The 19,519-nt window shown below is 51.7% G+C and carries 19 protein-coding genes; all 19 read left to right on the top strand.

Features of this window, described 5'->3' with window-relative positions; translation table 11 throughout:
- A partial coding sequence (gene amiB / locus C0K55_RS08445) for an N-acetylmuramoyl-L-alanine amidase AmiB (protein WP_105281941.1) occupies positions 1-942 on the top strand: 942 nt, incomplete at its 5' end.
- Between the two features lie 9 nt (positions 943-951).
- The gene (mutL, locus tag C0K55_RS08440) at positions 952-2,799 is read left to right on the top strand and encodes a DNA mismatch repair endonuclease MutL (RefSeq protein WP_105266264.1); all 1,848 of its coding nucleotides are present in this window, start codon (positions 952-954) and stop codon (positions 2,797-2,799) included.
- Positions 2,792-3,742 (top strand): tRNA (adenosine(37)-N6)-dimethylallyltransferase MiaA, encoded by a 951-nt coding sequence (gene miaA / locus C0K55_RS08435; protein WP_024193623.1) that lies wholly within the window; start codon positions 2,792-2,794, stop codon positions 3,740-3,742. Before mutL ends, miaA begins: the two co-directional genes overlap by 8 nt.
- A gap of 85 nt (positions 3,743-3,827) precedes the next feature.
- On the top strand, positions 3,828-4,136 hold the full coding sequence (gene hfq / locus C0K55_RS08430) for an RNA chaperone Hfq (protein ID WP_001051887.1): 309 nt from the start codon (positions 3,828-3,830) through the stop codon (positions 4,134-4,136).
- A gap of 75 nt (positions 4,137-4,211) precedes the next feature.
- The gene (gene hflX, locus C0K55_RS08425; RefSeq protein ID WP_000460354.1) at positions 4,212-5,492 is read left to right on the top strand and encodes a ribosome rescue GTPase HflX; all 1,281 of its coding nucleotides are present in this window, start codon (positions 4,212-4,214) and stop codon (positions 5,490-5,492) included.
- A gap of 86 nt (positions 5,493-5,578) precedes the next feature.
- A complete protein-coding gene (gene hflK / locus C0K55_RS08420) occupies positions 5,579-6,838 on the top strand; it encodes an FtsH protease activity modulator HflK (protein ID WP_000312488.1) in 1,260 nt (419 codons plus the stop codon).
- Between the two features lie 2 nt (positions 6,839-6,840).
- Positions 6,841-7,845, top strand: coding sequence for a protease modulator HflC (gene hflC, locus C0K55_RS08415; RefSeq protein ID WP_064525789.1), 1,005 nt, complete (start codon positions 6,841-6,843; stop codon positions 7,843-7,845).
- 81 nt (positions 7,846-7,926) lie between these two features.
- The gene (locus C0K55_RS08410; RefSeq protein ID WP_001089300.1) at positions 7,927-8,124 is read left to right on the top strand and encodes a DUF2065 domain-containing protein; all 198 of its coding nucleotides are present in this window, start codon (positions 7,927-7,929) and stop codon (positions 8,122-8,124) included.
- 103 nt (positions 8,125-8,227) lie between these two features.
- The gene (gene purA / locus C0K55_RS08405; RefSeq protein ID WP_000527967.1) at positions 8,228-9,526 is read left to right on the top strand and encodes an adenylosuccinate synthase; all 1,299 of its coding nucleotides are present in this window, start codon (positions 8,228-8,230) and stop codon (positions 9,524-9,526) included.
- Positions 9,527-9,732: 206 nt separating this feature from the next.
- Positions 9,733-10,158 carry a nitric oxide-sensing transcriptional repressor NsrR gene (gene nsrR, locus C0K55_RS08400; protein WP_001177639.1) on the top strand — a complete coding sequence of 142 codons (426 nt, stop codon included), beginning with the start codon at positions 9,733-9,735 and terminating at the stop codon, positions 10,156-10,158.
- Positions 10,159-10,196: 38 nt separating this feature from the next.
- Complete coding sequence (gene rnr, locus C0K55_RS08395) at positions 10,197-12,638, top strand: ribonuclease R (RefSeq protein ID WP_001517624.1); 2,442 nt, start codon at positions 10,197-10,199, stop codon at positions 12,636-12,638.
- Between the two features lie 179 nt (positions 12,639-12,817).
- A complete protein-coding gene (gene rlmB, locus C0K55_RS08390; RefSeq protein WP_001293269.1) occupies positions 12,818-13,549 on the top strand; it encodes a 23S rRNA (guanosine(2251)-2'-O)-methyltransferase RlmB in 732 nt (243 codons plus the stop codon).
- Between the two features lie 126 nt (positions 13,550-13,675).
- A complete protein-coding gene (locus C0K55_RS08385; RefSeq protein ID WP_000220117.1) occupies positions 13,676-14,077 on the top strand; it encodes a DUF2170 family protein in 402 nt (133 codons plus the stop codon).
- Between the two features lie 18 nt (positions 14,078-14,095).
- Entirely contained in the window at positions 14,096-14,794 is a 699-nt protein-coding gene (locus tag C0K55_RS08380) for a PspA/IM30 family protein (RefSeq protein ID WP_105266263.1), read from the top strand.
- A gap of 50 nt (positions 14,795-14,844) precedes the next feature.
- Complete coding sequence (locus C0K55_RS08375) at positions 14,845-15,504, top strand: YjfK family protein (protein ID WP_001517627.1); 660 nt, start codon at positions 14,845-14,847, stop codon at positions 15,502-15,504.
- 17 nt (positions 15,505-15,521) lie between these two features.
- Positions 15,522-15,920, top strand: a complete 399-nt coding sequence (locus C0K55_RS08370; RefSeq protein ID WP_001517628.1) for a DUF350 domain-containing protein — start codon at positions 15,522-15,524, stop codon at positions 15,918-15,920.
- Between the two features lie 9 nt (positions 15,921-15,929).
- Positions 15,930-16,568, top strand: a complete 639-nt coding sequence (locus C0K55_RS08365) for a DUF1190 domain-containing protein (protein ID WP_105266262.1) — start codon at positions 15,930-15,932, stop codon at positions 16,566-16,568.
- Between the two features lie 2 nt (positions 16,569-16,570).
- The gene (locus tag C0K55_RS08360; protein WP_000943972.1) at positions 16,571-17,734 is read left to right on the top strand and encodes a glutathionylspermidine synthase family protein; all 1,164 of its coding nucleotides are present in this window, start codon (positions 16,571-16,573) and stop codon (positions 17,732-17,734) included.
- 83 nt (positions 17,735-17,817) lie between these two features.
- Complete coding sequence (locus tag C0K55_RS08355; protein ID WP_105266261.1) at positions 17,818-19,443, top strand: isovaleryl-CoA dehydrogenase; 1,626 nt, start codon at positions 17,818-17,820, stop codon at positions 19,441-19,443.
- Positions 19,444-19,519 lie beyond the last annotated feature (76 nt).

Below are 19,519 nucleotides of genomic sequence, written 5' to 3'. Positions count from 1 at the left end.
CCCCCTCCACCACCTGTGGTTGCTAAACGCGTTGAAACACCTACGGTTGTCGCACCGCGCGTAAGTGAACCTGCGCGCAATCCGTTTAAAACTGAAAGCAACCGCACAACAGGTGTCATCAGCAGCAATACGGTAACGCGTCCGGCAGCGCGCGCGACGGCTAACACTGGCGATAAAATTGTCATCGCCATTGATGCCGGGCACGGCGGTCAGGACCCAGGCGCTATCGGCCCTGGCGGTACGCGGGAGAAAAATGTCACCATCGCCATCGCGCGTAAATTGCGTACTTTGCTCAATGCCGATCCGATGTTTAAGGGGGTTTTAACCCGTGACGGGGATTACTTTATTTCGGTGATGGGGCGTAGTGACGTCGCACGTAAGCAAAACGCCAATTTCCTCGTGTCGATTCACGCCGATGCCGCACCGAACCGCAGTGCCACCGGCGCTTCTGTATGGGTGCTCTCGAACCGTCGCGCAAACAGTGAAATGGCAAGCTGGCTGGAACAGCACGAGAAACAGTCAGAGTTGCTGGGCGGTGCTGGTGATGTGCTGGCAAACAGCCAGTCGGATCCGTACTTAAGCCAGGCAGTGCTGGATTTACAGTTCGGTCATTCCCAGCGGGTAGGGTATGATGTGGCGACCAGTATGATCAGCCAGTTACAACGCATTGGCGAAATTCATAAACGTCGACCAGAACACGCCAGCCTTGGCGTTCTGCGTTCGCCGGATATCCCGTCAGTACTGGTCGAAACCGGTTTTATCAGCAATAACAGCGAAGAGCGTTTGCTGGCGAGCGACGATTATCAACAGCAGTTGGCAGAAGCCATTTACAACGGCCTGCGCAATTATTTCCTTGCGCATCCGATGCAGTCTGCGCCTCAGGGCGCAACTGCGCAGACAGCCAGTACTGCCACGACGTCAGATCGCACGCTGCCAAACTAAGGATTATTGATGCCAATTCAGGTCTTACCGCCACAACTGGCGAACCAGATTGCCGCAGGTGAGGTGGTCGAGCGACCTGCGTCGGTAGTCAAAGAACTGGTGGAAAACAGCCTCGATGCGGGGGCGACGCGCATTGATATTGATATCGAACGTGGTGGGGCGAAACTTATCCGCATTCGTGATAACGGCTGCGGTATCAAAAAAGATGAACTGGCGCTGGCGCTGGCGCGTCATGCCACCAGTAAAATCGCCTCTCTGGACGATCTCGAAGCCATTATCAGCCTGGGCTTTCGCGGTGAGGCGTTGGCGAGTATCAGTTCGGTTTCCCGCCTGACACTCACTTCGCGCACCGCGGAACAGCAGGAAGCCTGGCTGGCTTATGCCGAAGGGCGTGATATGGATGTGACGGTTAAACCTGCTGCCCATCCGGTGGGAACGACGCTGGAAGTGTTGGATCTGTTCTACAACACCCCGGCGCGGCGCAAATTCATGCGCACCGAGAAAACGGAATTTAACCATATTGATGAGATTATCCGGCGTATTGCACTGGCGCGTTTCGATGTGACCATCAACCTGTCACATAACGGCAAAATCATGCGCCAGTACCGCGCGGTGCCGGAAGGCGGGCAAAAAGAGCGCCGTTTAGGGGCGATTTGTGGCACCGCTTTTCTCGAACATGCGCTGGCGATTGAATGGCAGCACGGTGACCTCACGCTGCACGGCTGGGTCGTAGATCCGACTCATACCACGCCCGCGCTGGCAGAAATTCAGTATTGCTACGTGAATGGGCGCATGATGCGCGATCGCCTGATCAATCACGCGATTCGCCAGGCCTGCGAAGATAAACTGGGGGCCGACCAACAACCGGCGTTTGTGTTGTATCTTGAGATCGACCCGCATCAGGTGGATGTTAACGTGCACCCTGCCAAACACGAAGTGCGTTTTCATCAGTCGCGCCTGGTGCATGATTTTATCTATCAGGGCGTGTTAAGCGTGCTGCAACAGCAACTGGAAACGCCTTTGCCGTTGGAGGGTAACGCTCAGCCAGCACCGCGTCCTGTACCAGAAAACCGCGTGGCAGCAGGGCGTAATCATTTCGCTGAACCGGCAGTTCGTGAGCCAGCAGCCCAGCGCTACTCTCCTGCTCCAGCAACAGGCAGCCGCCAGGCCGCTCCGTGGCCGAACGCACAGCCAGGCTACCAGAAACAGCAAGGCGAAGTGTATCGCCAGCTTTTGCAAACGCCTGCGCCAATGCACAAACCAAAAGCGTCAGAACCGCAGGAACTTACGCTGGCAGCGAATGGTCAAAGCTTTGGTCGGGTGCTGACTATCGTCCATTCTGACTGTGCGCTGCTGGAACGCGACGGCAAAATTTCACTTTTAGCCCTGCCGGTAGCGGAACGCTGGTTGCGTCAGGTGCAACTGACACCGGGTGAATCGCCAGTTTGCGCCCAGCCGTTGCTTATTCCGTTGCGGCTAAAAGTCTCTGGCGAAGAAAAATCGGCATTAGAAAAAGCGCAGTCTGCACTGGCAGAGTTAGGCATTGAATATCAGTCCGATGCGCAGCATGTGACCATCAGGGCCGTGCCTTTACCCTTACGCCAACAAAATTTACAAATCTTGATTCCTGAACTGATAGGCTACCTGGCAAAGCAGTCCGTATTCGAACATGGCAATATTGCGCAGTGGATTGCACGAAATCTGACGAGCGAACATGCACAGTGGTCAATGGCACAAGCCATTACCCTACTGGCGGACGTAGAACGGTTATGTCCTCAGCTTGTGAAAACGCCGCCGGGTGGTCTGTTACAATCTGTTGATTTACATCCGGCGATAAAAGCCCTGAAAGATGAGTGATATCAGTAAGGCGAGCCTGCCTAAGGCAATTTTTTTGATGGGGCCAACGGCCTCCGGTAAAACGGCGCTGGCTATTGAGCTGCGTAAAATTTTACCAGTAGAGTTGATAAGCGTTGATTCTGCCCTTATTTACAAAGGGATGGATATCGGGACGGCGAAGCCGAACGCTGAAGAGTTACTCGCCGCGCCGCACCGATTGCTGGATATTCGCGATCCGTCGCAGGCTTATTCGGCTGCTGATTTTCGCCGCGATGCGCTGGCAGAAATGGCCGATATCACCGCGGCGGGGCGGATCCCGCTGTTGGTAGGCGGTACGATGTTGTATTTCAAGGCGTTACTGGAAGGGTTGTCGCCGCTACCGTCGGCGGACCCGGAAGTACGGGCCAGAATTGAGCAACAGGCGGCAGAGCAAGGTTGGGAGTCATGGCACCGTCAACTTCAGGAGATCGATCCGGTTGCGGCAGCAAGGATTCATCCAAATGATCCACAAAGGCTTTCCCGGGCACTGGAAGTTTTTTTCATTTCGGGTAAAACTTTAACGGAACTGACGCAAACGTCAGGAGACGCTCTACCGTATCAGGTGCATCAGTTCGCCATCGCCCCGGCGAGCCGTGAACTGCTCCATCAACGAATTGAGCAGCGTTTTCATCAGATGTTGGCTTCAGGTTTTGAAGCAGAAGTCCGGGCGCTTTTTGCCCGAGGAGATTTGCATACGGATTTGCCTTCCATTCGTTGCGTGGGTTATCGCCAGATGTGGTCTTACCTTGAAGGCGAAATCTCATACGATGAAATGGTTTATCGAGGTGTTTGCGCCACGAGACAGTTGGCGAAGCGGCAAATAACCTGGCTGCGTGGTTGGGAAGGGGTTCACTGGCTTGACAGTGAAAAACCAGAACAGGCGCGTGACGAAGTATTACAGGTTGTTGGTGCTATCGCAGGCTGAATGTGTACAATTGAGACGTATCGTGCGCAATTTTTTCAGAATCGAAAGGTTCAAAGTACAAATAAGCATATAAGGAAAAGAGAGAATGGCTAAGGGGCAATCTTTACAAGATCCGTTCCTGAACGCACTGCGTCGGGAACGTGTTCCAGTTTCTATTTATTTGGTGAATGGTATTAAGCTGCAAGGACAAATCGAGTCTTTTGATCAGTTCGTGATCCTGTTGAAAAACACGGTCAGCCAGATGGTTTATAAGCACGCGATTTCTACTGTTGTCCCGTCTCGCCCGGTTTCTCATCACAGTAACAACGCCGGTGGCAGTACCAGCAGTAACTACCATCATGGTAGCAGCGCGCAGAATACTTCCGCGCAACAGGACAGCGAAGAAACCGAATAAGGTTTTGGGCTGTTTTTTTACACGGGGAGCCAGCGATCCTGCGTTCCCCGCTGATCTATTTAGAGGGTTATACGCTTGTTTGACCGTTATGATGCTGGTGAGCAGGCGGTGCTGGTACACATCTATTTTACGCAAGACAAAGATATGGAAGACCTCCAGGAGTTTGAATCTCTGGTCTCTTCCGCCGGTGTCGAAGCATTGCAGGTGATTACCGGTAGCCGTAAAGCGCCGCACCCAAAGTATTTTGTTGGTGAAGGTAAAGCCGTTGAAATTGCGGAAGCCGTAAAAGCGACGGGTGCTTCGGTCGTTCTTTTTGACCATGCACTGAGTCCGGCGCAGGAGCGTAACCTGGAGCGTTTGTGCGAATGTCGTGTTATCGACCGCACTGGTCTTATTTTAGATATTTTCGCCCAACGTGCACGTACTCATGAGGGTAAGTTGCAGGTTGAGCTGGCGCAGTTGCGCCATCTGGCCACGCGCCTGGTGCGTGGTTGGACCCACCTTGAAAGACAGAAAGGCGGGATCGGTTTGCGTGGGCCGGGCGAAACCCAGCTCGAAACCGACCGTCGTTTGTTGCGTAATCGCATTGTGCAGATACAGTCGCGCCTGGAAAAAGTTGAAAAGCAGCGTGAGCAGGGGCGGCAATCGCGCATCAAAGCCGACGTTCCTACAGTTTCGCTGGTGGGATATACCAACGCCGGTAAATCTACCCTTTTCAATCGCATCACCGAAGCACGGGTTTATGCGGCAGACCAGTTGTTTGCCACCCTCGACCCTACGTTGCGGCGTATTGACGTCGCGGATGTCGGTGAAACCGTACTGGCGGATACCGTAGGGTTCATTCGCCACTTGCCGCACGATCTGGTGGCGGCGTTTAAAGCCACGTTGCAAGAGACGCGGCAAGCCACATTGCTGCTGCACGTCATTGATGCGGCAGATGTGCGCGTACAGGAGAACATCGAAGCGGTGAATACGGTTCTTGAAGAGATCGATGCTCACGAGATCCCAACCCTGCTGGTGATGAACAAGATCGATATGCTGGACGATTTCGAACCGCGTATTGATCGAGATGAAGAGAACAAACCGATTCGTGTCTGGCTTTCCGCGCAGACCGGAGCGGGGATACCACAGCTTTTTCAGGCTTTGACGGAGCGGCTTTCCGGTGAGGTGGCGCAGCATACATTGCGTTTGCCGCCGCAGGAAGGGCGTCTGAGAAGCCGTTTTTATCAGCTTCAGGCAATAGAAAAAGAGTGGATGGAGGAGGACGGCAGCGTAAGTCTGCAAGTTCGTATGCCGATCATTGACTGGCGTCGCCTCTGTAAACAAGAACCGGCGTTGATCGATTACCTGATCTAACCGGCAAAGCGTCTGAAGCGTGGAGTCATATCCTCTGGCGTCGAAAGACAACAGGGATCACCGCATAACAAATATGGAGCACAAACATGGCGTGGAATCAGCCCGGTAATAACGGACAAGACCGCGACCCGTGGGGAAGCAGCAAACCTGGCGGCAACTCTGAGGGAAATGGAAACAAAGGCGGTCGTGATCAAGGGCCACCTGATTTAGATGATATCTTCCGCAAACTGAGCAAAAAGCTCGGTGGACTGGGCGGCGGCAAAGGCACTGGGTCTGGCGGTGGTAGTTCATCGCAAGGTCCGCGCCCGCAGCTTGGCGGTCGTGTCGTTACCATCGCAGCGGCAGCGATTGTCATTATCTGGGCGGCCAGTGGTTTCTACACCATTAAAGAAGCCGAACGTGGCGTGGTAACACGCTTTGGTAAATTCAGCCATCTGGTTGAGCCGGGTCTGAACTGGAAACCGACGTTTATCGACGAAGTCAAACCGGTGAACGTAGAAGCCGTGCGTGAACTGGCTGCTTCCGGTGTGATGCTGACGTCGGACGAAAACGTGGTGCGCGTTGAGATGAACGTGCAGTACCGCGTAACCAATCCGGAAAAATACCTGTATAGCGTGACCAGCCCGGATGACAGTCTGCGTCAGGCTACCGACAGCGCCCTGCGTGGAGTTATCGGTAAATACACCATGGACCGCATTCTGACGGAAGGTCGTACTGTGATTCGTAGCGATACCCAGCGCGAACTGGAAGAGACGATTCGTCCGTATGACATGGGTATCACGCTGCTGGACGTCAACTTCCAGGCCGCTCGTCCGCCGGAAGAAGTAAAAGCCGCGTTTGACGATGCGATTGCTGCGCGTGAAAACGAACAGCAATACATTCGTGAAGCAGAGGCGTATACCAACGAAGTTCAGCCGCGTGCGAACGGTCAGGCGCAACGTATCCTCGAAGAGGCGCGTGCGTACAAGGCTCAGACTATCCTGGAAGCCCAGGGTGAAGTGGCGCGCTTTGCTAAACTTCTGCCGGAATATAAAGCCGCGCCGGAAATTACTCGCGAGCGTCTGTATATCGAGACGATGGAAAAAGTGTTGGGTAACACCCGCAAAGTGCTGGTTAACGATAAAGGTGGCAACCTGATGGTTCTGCCGTTAGACCAGATGCTGAAAGGCGGCAACGCGCCTGCGGCGAAGAGCGACAACGGTGCCAGCAACTTGCTGCGTCTGCCGCCAGCCTCTTCCTCCACAACCAGTGGAGCAAGCAACACGTCGTCCACCAGTCAGGGCGATATTATGGACCAACGCCGCGCCAACGCGCAGCGTAACGACTACCAGCGTCAGGGGGAATAACGATGCGTAAGTCAGTTATCGCGATTATCATCATCGTGCTGGTAGTGCTTTACATGTCTGTCTTTGTCGTCAAAGAAGGTGAGCGCGGTATTACGCTGCGTTTTGGTAAGGTACTGCGTGACGATGACAACAAACCTCTGGTTTATGAACCGGGTCTGCATTTCAAGATACCGTTCATTGAAACGGTGAAAATGCTCGACGCGCGTATTCAGACCATGGACAACCAGGCAGACCGCTTTGTGACCAAAGAGAAGAAAGACCTGATCGTCGACTCTTACATCAAATGGCGCATCAGCGATTTCAGCCGTTACTACCTGGCAACGGGCGGCGGCGATATTTCGCAAGCAGAAGTGCTGCTGAAACGTAAGTTCTCTGACCGTCTGCGTTCTGAAATTGGTCGTCTGGATGTGAAAGACATCGTCACTGATTCTCGTGGTCGCCTGACCCTGGAAGTGCGTGACGCGCTGAACTCCGGTTCTGCGGGTACAGAAGATGAAGTTACTACCCCTGCGGCAGATAACGCCATTGCTGAAGCGGCAGAGCGCGTGACGGCTGAGACGAAGGGCAAAGTTCCGGTCATCAACCCGAACAGTATGGCGGCGCTGGGTATTGAAGTTGTCGATGTGCGTATTAAGCAGATCAACCTGCCGACCGAAGTGTCTGAAGCGATCTACAACCGTATGCGCGCCGAGCGTGAAGCGGTAGCACGTCGTCATCGTTCGCAAGGTCAGGAAGAAGCAGAAAAACTGCGTGCGACTGCTGACTATGAAGTCACCAGAACGCTGGCAGAAGCAGAGCGTCAGGGCCGTATCATGCGCGGTGAAGGCGATGCTGAAGCTGCCAAGCTGTTTGCAGACGCATTCAGCAAGGATCCAGACTTCTATGCGTTCATTCGTAGCCTGCGTGCTTATGAGAACAGTTTCTCTGGCAATCAGGACGTGATGGTCATGAGCCCGGACAGCGATTTCTTCCGCTACATGAAGACGCCGAGCTCCACGACGCGTTAAGATAACGACCGCGGTACAGGTAAATAAAGCCACCGCATCCTCAGGGATGTCGGTGGTTTTCTTTTTCTATAAGGATAATGAATGAATTCGACAATCTGGCTGGCGCTTGCTCTGGTTTTGGTGCTGGAAGGTTTAGGGCCGATGCTTTACCCACAGGCGTGGAAGAAGATGATCTCCGCGATGACCAATTTACCCGATAATATTTTACGCCGTTTTGGCGGTGGACTTGTGGTTGCGGGCGTTGTGGTCTACTACATGTTGAGGAAAACGATTGGCTGAGCAAAAAATAGACTGACTAAGGTCATTTTTGGATGCAAAAAGTGCTGTAACTCTGAAAAAGCGATGGTAGAATCCATTTTTAAGCAAACGGTGATTTTGAAAAATGGGTAACAACGTCGTCGTACTGGGCACCCAATGGGGTGACGAAGGTAAAGGTAAGATCGTCGATCTTCTGACTGAACGGGCTAAATATGTTGTACGCTACCAGGGCGGTCACAACGCAGGCCATACTCTCGTAATCAACGGTGAAAAAACCGTTCTCCATCTTATTCCATCAGGTATTCTTCGCGAGAATGTAACCAGCATCATCGGTAACGGTGTTGTGCTGTCTCCGGCTGCGCTGATGAAAGAGATGAAAGAACTGGAAGACCGTGGCATCCCCGTTCGTGAGCGTCTGCTGTTGTCTGAAGCATGTCCGCTGATCCTTGATTATCACGTGGCGCTGGATAACGCACGTGAGAAAGCGCGTGGTGCGAAAGCGATCGGCACCACGGGTCGTGGTATCGGGCCGGCCTACGAAGATAAAGTAGCACGTCGCGGTTTGCGTGTTGGCGACCTTTTCGACAAAGAAACCTTCGCTGAAAAACTGAAAGAAGTGATGGAATATCACAACTTCCAGTTGGTTAACTACTACAAAGTTGAAGCGGTTGATTACCAGAAAGTTCTGGATGATGTGATGGCGGTTGCTGACATCCTGACTTCTATGGTGGTTGACGTTTCTGACCTGCTCGACCAGGCGCGTCAACGTGGCGATTTCGTCATGTTCGAAGGTGCGCAGGGTACGCTGCTGGATATCGACCACGGTACTTATCCGTACGTAACTTCTTCCAACACCACTGCGGGTGGCGTGGCGACCGGTTCCGGCCTGGGGCCGCGTTATGTTGATTACGTTCTGGGTATCCTCAAAGCTTACTCCACTCGCGTTGGCGCAGGTCCGTTCCCGACTGAACTGTTTGATGAAACCGGCGAGTTCCTCTGCAAGCAGGGTAACGAATTTGGCGCGACAACGGGTCGTCGCCGTCGTACCGGCTGGTTGGACACCGTTGCTGTTCGTCGTGCGGTACAGTTGAACTCTCTGTCTGGCTTCTGCCTGACCAAACTGGACGTTCTGGACGGCCTGAAAGAGGTGAAACTCTGCGTGGCCTACCGTATGCCGGATGGTCGCGAAGTGACCACCACTCCGCTGGCAGCAGATGACTGGAAAGGCGTTGAGCCGATTTACGAAACCATGCCGGGCTGGTCTGAATCCACCTTCGGCGTGAAAGATCGTAGCGGTCTGCCGCAGGCAGCGCTGAACTACATCAAGCGTATTGAAGAGCTGACCGGTGTGCCGATCGATATCATCTCTACTGGTCCGGATCGTACTGAAACCATGATTCTGCGCGACCCGTTCGACGCGTAATTCTGGTACGCCCGGCAGATCTTTTGCCTGCCGGGCTAGCAGTGTGATACATTACTGTGTCGGGTAAGCCATTACGCTATCCGACACAGTGTTAAATCCTCGCTTTTTTCCTTCCCCAAACTGAAATAAATTAGCGACACAGCTTGTGGCTGGTTTATCATCAATGTAAATGTATTTTTTCCCGCTTTCCCTTTTTTGAGGTTGATGTGCAGTTAACGAGTTTCACTGATTACGGATTACGCGCGCTGATCTACATGGCATCATTGCCAGAAGGGCGGATGACCAGCATTTCTGAAGTGACTGACGTCTACGGCGTTTCCCGTAATCATATGGTCAAAATAATCAATCAACTTAGTCGTGCCGGCTACGTGACTGCTGTTCGTGGAAAAAATGGCGGCATTCGCCTGGGTAAACCGGCGAGTGCTATACGTATTGGTGATGTGGTGCGCGAGTTGGAACCCTTATCGTTGGTGAATTGCAGCAGTGAGTTTTGCCACATCACACCTGCCTGTCGGTTGAAACAGGCACTTTCAAAGGCCGTGCAAAGTTTTCTTACGGAACTGGATAACTACACGCTTGCCGATTTGGTTGAAGAGAATCAACCGCTTTATAAATTATTGCTGGTGGAGTGACGAAAATCTTCATCAGAGATGACAACGGAGGAACCGAGATGTCACAAGATCCTTTCCAGGAACGCGAAGCTGAAAAATACGCGAATCCCATCCCTAGTCGGGAATTTATCCTCGAACATTTAACCAAACGTGAAAAACCGGCCAGCCGTGATGAGCTGGCGGTAGAGCTGCACATTGAAGGCGAAGAGCAGCTTGAAGGCCTGCGTCGTCGCCTGCGCGCGATGGAGCGCGACGGTCAACTGGTCTTCACTCGCCGTCAGTGCTATGCGCTGCCGGAACGTCTCGATCTGGTGAAAGGTACTGTTATTGGCCACCGTGATGGCTACGGCTTTCTGCGGGTTGAAGGGCGTAAAGATGATTTGTATCTTTCCAGCGAGCAGATGAAAACCTGCATTCATGGCGATCAGGTTCTGGCGCAACCGCTTGGTGCTGACCGTAAAGGCCGCCGTGAAGCGCGTATTGTCCGCGTACTGGTGCCAAAAACGAGCCAGATTGTGGGTCGTTACTTTACCGAAGCGGGCGTCGGCTTTGTGGTTCCTGACGACAGCCGTTTGAGCTTCGATATCTTAATCCCACCTGATCAGATCATGGGCGCACGCATGGGCTTTGTCGTTGTTGTCGAACTGACTCAACGCCCGACACGTCGTACCAAAGCGGTGGGTAAAATCGTCGAAGTACTTGGCGACAATATGGGCACCGGCATGGCGGTTGATATCGCCCTGCGCACCCATGAAATTCCGTACATCTGGCCGCAGGCTGTTGAGCAACAGGTTGCCGGGCTGAAAGAAGAAGTGCCGGAAGAGGCAAAAGCAGGCCGTGTCGATCTGCGTGATTTACCGTTGGTCACCATTGATGGCGAAGACGCCCGTGACTTTGACGATGCGGTTTACTGCGAGAAGAAACGCGGCGGTGGCTGGCGTTTATGGGTCGCAATTGCCGACGTCAGTTACTATGTGCGTCCACCAACACCGCTGGACAGAGAAGCACGTAACCGCGGTACGTCGGTCTACTTCCCGTCGCAGGTTATCCCGATGCTGCCGGAAGTACTCTCTAACGGCCTGTGCTCGCTCAATCCGCAGGTAGACCGCCTGTGTATGGTGTGCGAGATGACCATTTCGTCGAAAGGTCGCCTGACCGGCTATAAATTCTACGAAGCGGTGATGAGCTCTCATGCGCGTCTGACTTACACCAAAGTTTGGCATATTCTGCAGGGCGATCAGGAACTGCGTGAACAATACGCGCCGCTGGTTAAGCATCTCGAAGAGCTGCATAACCTCTATAAAGTGCTGGATAAAGCCCGCGAAGAGCGCGGTGGGATCTCGTTTGAGAGTGAAGAAGCGAAGTTTATTTTCAACGCTGAACGTCGTATTGAACGTATCGAACAGACTCAGCGTAACGACGCGCACAAATTAATTGAAGAGTGTATGATTCTGGCGAATATCTCGGCGGCACGTTTCGTTGAGAAAGCGAAAGAACCGGCATTGTTCCGTATTCACGACAAGCCGAGCACCGAAGCGATTACCTCTTTCCGTTCAGTGCTGGCGGAACTGGGGCTGGAATTGCCGGGTGGTAACAAGCCAGAACCGCGCGACTACGCAGAACTGCTGGAGTCGGTTGCCGACCGTCCTGACGCAGAAATGCTACAAACCATGCTGCTGCGCTCAATGAAACAGGCGATTTACGATCCGGAAAACCGCGGTCACTTTGGTCTGGCATTGCAGTCTTATGCCCACTTTACCTCACCGATTCGTCGTTATCCTGACCTGACGCTGCATCGTGCCATTAAGTATCTGTTGGCGAAAGAGCAGGGGCATCAGGGGAACACGACTGAAACCGGTGGCTACCATTATTCAATGGAAGAGATGCTGCAACTGGGTCAGCACTGTTCGATGGCGGAACGTCGTGCCGATGAAGCAACGCGTGATGTGGCAGACTGGCTGAAGTGTGACTTTATGCTCGACCAGGTGGGCAACGTCTTTAAAGGCGTAATTTCCAGCGTCACTGGATTCGGTTTCTTTGTTCGCCTGGATGATCTGTTTATTGATGGCCTGGTCCACGTTTCTTCGCTGGATAACGACTACTATCGCTTTGATCAGGTTGGTCAACGTCTGATGGGGGAATCCAGCGGCCAGACTTATCGCCTGGGCGACCGCGTGGAAGTTCGCGTCGAAGCGGTTAATATGGACGAGCGCAAGATCGACTTTAGCCTGATCTCCAGCGAACGCGCGCCACGCAACGTCGGTAAAACGGCGCGCGAGAAAGCGAAAAAAGGTGATGCAGGTAAAAAAGCCGGTAAGCGTCGTCAGGTGGGCAAAAAGGTAAACTTTGAGCCAGACAGTGCTTTCCGTGGTGAGAAAAAAGCGAAGCCGAAAGCGGCGAAAAAAGACGCGAGAAAAGCGAAAAAGCCATCGGCTAAAACGCAGAAAATAGCTGCAGCGACCAAAGCGAAGCGTGCAGCGAAGAAAAAAGTAGCTGAGTGATCAAAACCCTCTTCAAAAAGAAGAGGGTCAGATTGCTGACAAAGTGCGCTTTGTTCATGCCGGATGCGGCGTGAACGCCTTATCAGGCCTACATAATCACGCAAATTCAATATATTGCAGAATCATGTAGGCCTGATAAGCGTAGCGTATCAGGCAAAACGTTAACAACGAGTACATTAATGAGCGAAATGATTTACGGCATCCACGCAGTGCAGGCCCTGCTGGAGCGCGCCCCTGAACGTTTTCAGGAAGTCTTTATTTTAAAAGGCCGTGAAGATAAACGTCTGTTACCGCTGATTCACGCCCTCGAATCTCATGGCGTGGTTATCCAGTTGGCAAATCGTCAATATCTCGACGAGAAAAGCGACGGTGCCGTGCATCAGGGCATTATCGCCCGCGTGAAGCCTGGACGTCAGTATCAGGAAAGCGATCTGCCGGATCTGATCGCTTCGCTCGAACAACCGTTCCTGCTGATCCTCGACGGCGTTACCGATCCACACAACCTCGGTGCGTGCCTGCGTAGCGCAGACGCCGCTGGCGTTCATGCGGTGATTGTACCGAAAGATCGTTCCGCTCAACTCAATGCAACGGCGAAAAAAGTGGCCTGTGGCGCGGCAGAAAGCGTTCCTCTGATTCGGGTGACTAACCTGGCGCGCACCATGCGTATGTTGCAGGAAGAGAATATCTGGATCGTTGGTACGGCGGGTGAAGCGGATCATACTCTCTATCAGAGCAAAATGACCGGGCGTCTGGCACTGGTGATGGGCGCGGAAGGTGAAGGCATGCGTCGCCTGACTCGTGAACATTGCGATGAGTTGATCAGCATCCCGATGGCAGGAAGCGTTTCTTCCCTGAACGTTTCGGTAGCGACCGGCATTTGTTTATTTGAAGCAGTACGCCAGCGTAGCTAATTCCTCTGAATTATGAAAAACCATCCATATTTGGATGGTTTTTTTTTACCTGGAGCTGGTAAGATAATTACGTGCTACAAATATTCATATTATTAATATTTTAACTTAATCACTATGGAATAATATATGACATGGAATCCGTTGGCGCTGGCGACGGCGCTGCAAACTGTACCTGAACAAAATATTGATATAACAAATAATGAAAACGCATTAATTATTAAAATGAATGATTATGGCGATTTGCAAATCAATATTCTTTTTACTTCCCGCCAGATGATTATCGAAACATTTATTTGCCCGGTAAGTTGTATCAGTAATCCAGATGAATTTAATACCTTCTTATTAAGAAATCAGAAGATTATGCCACTGTCATCGGTAGGGATCTCCAGTGTGGAGCAGGAAGAGTATTACATTGTTTTTGGTGCATTATCGCTTAACTCTTCCCTTGATGATCTCCTGCTGGAGATAACCACGCTGGTAGATAATGCATTGGATTTAGCTGAAATTACTGAAGAATATTCATATTAATCACGAAGACAGGTATTTATGGGGATTTTAAAAAGTTTATTTACATTAGGTAAGTCTTTTATTTCACAGGCGGAAGAATCCATTGAAGAAAACCAGGGTGTGCGGATGCTGGAACAACATATTCGCGACGCCAAAGCTGAACTGGATAAAGCCGGAAAATCACGCGTCGATCTGCTGGCGCGAGTGAAATTAAGTAACGATAAACTGAAAGATTTACGTGAGCGTAAAGCCACTCTGGAAGCCCGTGCGCTGGAAGCATTAAGTAAGAACGTCAACCCGTCGTTGATTAACGAAGTCGCTGAAGAAATCGCGCGCCTTGAGAATCTCATTACCGCTGAAGAGCAAGTGTTGTCGAATCTTGAAGTCTCCCGTGATGGTGTGGAAAAAGCGGTAACGGCAACGGCACAGCGTATTGCTCAATTTGAGCAACAGATGGAAGTCGTTAAGGCCACTGAAGCCATGCAGCGTGCGCAACAGGCAGTAACGACCTCTACCGTTGGAGCATCTTCCAGCGTCTCTACAGCGGCTGAATCCTTAAAATGCCTGCAAGCGCGTCAGGCCGAACGTCAGGCACGGCTGGATGCCGCTGCACAACTGGAGAAAGTGGCAGACGGCCGCGATCTCGACGAAAAACTGGCGGAAGCGGGGATTGGTGGAGTTAACAAAAGCAGTGCTCAGGATGTGCTGGCAAGGCTGCAACGCCAACAGGGTGAGTAATTTTTTTGCCAGCCTCACTAAAAGGCTGGCAGCTATTTTAAGGGTAAAATATGTCTGGTTTTTTCCAGCGCCTGTTTGGCAATGATGATAAGCCTGCTGTCGCTCGTGGTCCGCTGGGGTTGCATCTCCATAATGGTTTTACGCTCGATACGTTAGCGTTTCGTTTACTGGAAGATGAATTACTGATTGCGTTACCGGGGGAAGAATACACTGTAGCTGCAGCCAGTCGCATCGATCTGGGGGGCGGTAGTCAGATATTCCGTTACTACACTTCCGGTGATGAATTCCTGCAAATCAATACCACTGGCGGCGAAGACATTGATGACATTGATGATATCAAGCTCTTTGTCTATGAAGAGAGTTACGGTATCAGCAAAGAGAGCCACTGGCGCGAGGCAATTAATGCCAAAGCAATGGGGATGATGACCTTAAACTGGCAGGAAAAACGCTGGCAGCGATTTTTTAATAGCGAAGAACCAGGTAATATTGAGCCGGTCTACATGCTGGAAAAAATAGAAAATCAAAACCATACCAAATGGGAAGTGCATAACTTTATGATGGGTTACCAGCGACAGGTGACCGAAGATACTTACGAATATTTGCTGTTAAATGGTGAGGAATCCTTTAACGAACTCGGTGAACCGGAGTGGTTATTTTCGCGTGCGCTGGGTGTCGATATCCCACTAACATCACTTCATATTATTGGTTAATTACAGGGAAGTTTATAATGCATATTCTTGATTCACTCCTTGCTTTTAGCGCCTATTTTTTTATTGGCGTGGCTATGGTGATTATCTTTCTGTTTATCTATTCCAAAATTACTCCGCATAATGAATGGCAGTTAATCAAAAACAATAATATCGCGGCGTCACTGGCGTTCAGCGGGACATTGCTGGGTTATGTTATTCCATTATCCAGTGCGGCAATCAATGCGGTGAGTATTCCTGATTATTTTGCCTGGGGTGGGATCGCACTGGTGATTCAATTACTCGTTTTTTCTGGCGTCAGACTTTATATACCCGCATTAAGCGACAAAATTATTAATCACAATACCGCCGCAGGAATGTTTATGGGAACCGCCGCGCTGGCTGGTGGTATTTTTAACGCAGCTTGTATGACATGGTAATGGACGATCATGGCCAGAAAACGCAAATCAAGAAATAGCAGTAAACCAGCTCACGGAGCCATCAGCCGTATTAATCGACCGAATAATCCCTTCGCACCGCAGCGAAATCGCTACGCACATAAATACTTAACGTTGGCGCTAATGGGGGGAGCCGCTTTTTTCGTATTGAAAAGTTGTGGCGATAGTGGCGATGTCGATAACGACGGCGACGGAACGTTTTACTCGACAGTGCAGGATTGCATTGATGACGGTAATAATTCAGATATCTGTGCTCATGGCTGGAACAACGCCAAAGCGTCATTTTATGCCGATGTTCCGAAGAATATGACTCAGCAGAATTGTCAGTCTAAGTACGAAAATTGCTATTACGACAACGTCGAACAGAGTTGGCTCCCGGTCATTTCTGGATTTTTATTAAGTCGGGTTATTCGTAAAGATCGCGATGAGCAGTTTGTTTATAACAGTGGCGGCTCCTCTTATGCTTCGCGTCCCGTCTGGCGCAACACTTCCGGTGATTACTCCTGGCGCTCCGGTTCTGGCAAAAAAGAGTCTTACTCTTCGGGCGGCTTTACCACCAGAAAAGCATCAACCGTTTCTCGCGGCGGCTATGGTCGTTCTTCCAGCGCCCGTGGGCATTGGGGAGGCTAATCATGCTGAGACACAACGTTCCTGTGCGGCGGGATCTGGATCAGATCGCTGCCGATAACGGATTTGACTTTCATATCATCGACAATGAAATCTATTGGGATGAGAGTCGTGCTTATCGCTTTACCCTGCGGCAGATTGAAGAGCAGATCGAAAAACCGACTGCGGAACTGCATCAGATGTGCCTTGAGGTGGTGGATCGTGCGGTTAAAAATGAAGAGATCCTGACGCAACTGGCGATCCCCCCGCTGTACTGGGATGTAATTGCTGAAAGCTGGCGCGCGCGCGATCCTTCGCTGTATGGCCGTATGGATTTTGCCTGGTGTGGTAATGCGCCGGTGAAGTTGCTGGAGTACAACGCCGATACGCCGACCTCGCTGTATGAATCGGCTTATTTTCAGTGGTTGTGGCTGGAAGATGCCCGGCGCAGCGGCATTATTCCGCGTGACGCTGATCAGTACAATGTCATTCAGGAGCGTCTGATTTCGCGCTTTAGCGAGATTTATAGCCGTGAACCGTTTTATTTTTGTTGCTGTCAGGATACCGACGAAGACAGGACTACCGTGCTGTACTTGCAGGACTGCGCCCAGCAGGCAGGACAGGAATCGCGGTTTATCTATATTGAAGATCTCGGCCTGGGCGTCGGCGGTGTGCTGACCGATCTCGATGATAACGTCATCCAGCGTGCGTTTAAGCTGTATCCGCTGGAGTGGATGATGCGTGACGATAACGGCCCGCTGCTGCGCAAGCGTCGTGAGCAATGGGTGGAACCGTTATGGAAAAGTATCTTGAGCAACAAAGGGTTAATGCCGCTATTGTGGCGCTTTTTCCCTGGTCATCCTAATCTTCTGGCATCCTGGTTTGAGGGCGAGAAACCGCAGATTGCTGCGGGCGAAAGCTACGTGCGTAAACCGATCTACTCACGGGAAGGCGGTAACGTCACCATTTTTGACGGTCAGAACAACGTCGTTGACCATGCTGAGGGTGATTACGCCGATGAACCGATGATCTACCAGGCTTTTCAGCCTTTGCCGCGCTTTGGCGATAGCTACACATTGATTGGTAGCTGGATTGTCGATGATGAAGCGTGCGGTATGGGGATTCGCGAAGATAACACGCTGATCACTAAAGATACTTCGCGTTTTGTTCCGCATTACATTGCGGGTTAAGAATGTTTTAGCAATCTCTTTCTGTCAGGAATCCGTGGCAGTGACCATACTAATGGTGACTGCCATTGATGGAGGGAGACACAGTGCACTGGCAAACTCACACCGTTTTTAATCAACCGATACCTTTAAATAACAGCAATCTATACCTGTCCGATGGCGCGCTTTGCGAAGCGGTAACACGTGAAGGTGCGGGCTGGGATAGTGATTTTCTCGCCAGTATTGGTCAGCAGTTAGGGACGGCTGAATCCCTTGAACTGGGGCGACTGGCGAATGTGAATCCGCCAGAATTGTTGCGCTACGATGCTCAGGGACGCCGTCTGGACGATGTGCGTTTTCATCCGGCATGGCACTTGCTGATGCAGGCACTATGTACCAATCGGGTGCACAATCTGGCCTGGGAGGAAGATGCTCGTTCTGGCGCATTTGTGGCGCGCGCGGCGCGTTTTATGTTGCACGCACAGGTTGAGGCCGGATCGTTATGTCCGATAACCATGACTTTTGCCGCCACCCCATTGTTATTGCAGATGTTACCTGCACCATTCAAGGATTGGACCACGCCGCTGTTGAGCGATCGCTACGATTCCCATTTGCTGCCAGGCGGGCAAAAACGCGGTCTGTTGATTGGCATGGGAATGACAGAAAAGCAGGGCGGCTCTGATGTGATGAGCAATACTACCAGGGCAGAGCGTCTGGACGATGGTTCTTATCGGCTGGTGGGGCATAAATGGTTTTTCTCAGTGCCGCAAAGCGACGCGCATTTGGTGCTGGCACAGACCACGGGCGGATTGTCCTGCTTCTTTGTGCCGCGTTTTTTGCCTGATGGACAACGTAACGCGATTCGCCTGGAACGCCTGAAAGATAAGCTGGGCAATCGCTCTAATGCCAGTTGCGAAGTGGAGTTTCAGGATGCTATCGGCTGGCTGTTAGGCCAGGAGGGAGAAGGCATCCGCCTGATCCTGAAAATGGGCGGGATGACGCGTTTTGATTGCGCCCTGGGTAGCCATGCCATGATGCGCCGTGCATTTTCGCTGGCGATTTATCACGCTCATCAACGACATGTATTTGGCAATCCGTTGATCGAACAGCCCCTTATGCGTCATGTCTTAAGTCGCATAGCGCTTCAGCTTGAAGGGCAAACGGCGCTGTTGTTTCGTCTGGCACGGGCGTGGGATCGGCGTGCCGATGCTAAAGAAGCCCTGTGGGCGCGTTTATTTACGCCAGCAGCGAAGTTTGTGATTTGCAAAAGTGGCGTCCCATTTGTGGCCGAAGCGATGGAGGTGTTGGGCGGTATTGGCTATTGCGAGGAGAGCGAGTTGCCGCGGCTGTACCGGGAGATGCCGGTGAACAGTATCTGGGAAGGCTCCGGCAATATTATGTGTCTGGATGTGCTGCGCGTTCTTAATAAGCAGGCTGGCGTATACGAGTTATTGACGGAAGCGTTTATGGAAGTGAAAGGACAGGATCGCTATTTTGATCGCGCGGTTCGTCGTTTACAGCAGCAACTGCGCAAACCGACTGAAGAGCTGGGGCGAGAGATTACTCATCAGCTATTCTTGCTGGGTAGTGGCGCGCAAATGTTGAAATATGCTTCTCCGCCAATGGCGCAGGCGTGGTGCCAGATGATGTTAGATACGCGCGGTGGTGTGCGGTTGTCAGGGCAGATCCAGAATGATTTGTTACTGCGGGCGACTGGTGGTGTGTGTTTGTAAGCGTTTACGCTTAATGAAATATATAGAATTTATAGGCCGGATAGGGCGCTCGCGCCGCATCCGGCATTGTTCATTC

Origin of the sequence: Escherichia sp. MOD1-EC6098 (genome assembly GCF_002965865.1) — a bacterium.
GTDB classification, from domain to species: Bacteria; Pseudomonadota; Gammaproteobacteria; order Enterobacterales; family Enterobacteriaceae; genus Escherichia; species Escherichia marmotae.
Note: the sequence above shows the minus strand (reverse complement) of the source record. Positions and strands in the feature narration are given on the sequence as shown.

What these genes read in the sequence shown, in the direction of transcription:
- hfq (WP_001051887.1), top strand. Translation starts at nt 3,828, where the DNA reads ATGGCTAAGGGGCAATCTTTACAAGATCCGTTCCTGAACGCACTGCGT.
- rlmB (WP_001293269.1), top strand. Translation starts at nt 12,818, where the DNA reads ATGAGCGAAATGATTTACGGCATCCACGCAGTGCAGGCCCTGCTGGAG.
- hflK (WP_000312488.1), top strand. Translation starts at nt 5,579, where the DNA reads ATGGCGTGGAATCAGCCCGGTAATAACGGACAAGACCGCGACCCGTGG.
- C0K55_RS08385 (WP_000220117.1), top strand. Translation starts at nt 13,676, where the DNA reads ATGACATGGAATCCGTTGGCGCTGGCGACGGCGCTGCAAACTGTACCT.
- hflC (WP_064525789.1), top strand. Translation starts at nt 6,841, where the DNA reads ATGCGTAAGTCAGTTATCGCGATTATCATCATCGTGCTGGTAGTGCTT.
- C0K55_RS08375 (WP_001517627.1), top strand. Translation starts at nt 14,845, where the DNA reads ATGTCTGGTTTTTTCCAGCGCCTGTTTGGCAATGATGATAAGCCTGCT.
- C0K55_RS08380 (WP_105266263.1), top strand. Translation starts at nt 14,096, where the DNA reads ATGGGGATTTTAAAAAGTTTATTTACATTAGGTAAGTCTTTTATTTCA.
- purA (WP_000527967.1), top strand. Translation starts at nt 8,228, where the DNA reads ATGGGTAACAACGTCGTCGTACTGGGCACCCAATGGGGTGACGAAGGT.
- mutL (WP_105266264.1), top strand. Translation starts at nt 952, where the DNA reads ATGCCAATTCAGGTCTTACCGCCACAACTGGCGAACCAGATTGCCGCA.
- C0K55_RS08370 (WP_001517628.1), top strand. Translation starts at nt 15,522, where the DNA reads ATGCATATTCTTGATTCACTCCTTGCTTTTAGCGCCTATTTTTTTATT.
- miaA (WP_024193623.1), top strand. Translation starts at nt 2,792, where the DNA reads ATGAGTGATATCAGTAAGGCGAGCCTGCCTAAGGCAATTTTTTTGATG.
- C0K55_RS08360 (WP_000943972.1), top strand. Translation starts at nt 16,571, where the DNA reads ATGCTGAGACACAACGTTCCTGTGCGGCGGGATCTGGATCAGATCGCT.
- C0K55_RS08410 (WP_001089300.1), top strand. Translation starts at nt 7,927, where the DNA reads ATGAATTCGACAATCTGGCTGGCGCTTGCTCTGGTTTTGGTGCTGGAA.
- C0K55_RS08365 (WP_105266262.1), top strand. Translation starts at nt 15,930, where the DNA reads ATGGCCAGAAAACGCAAATCAAGAAATAGCAGTAAACCAGCTCACGGA.
- rnr (WP_001517624.1), top strand. Translation starts at nt 10,197, where the DNA reads ATGTCACAAGATCCTTTCCAGGAACGCGAAGCTGAAAAATACGCGAAT.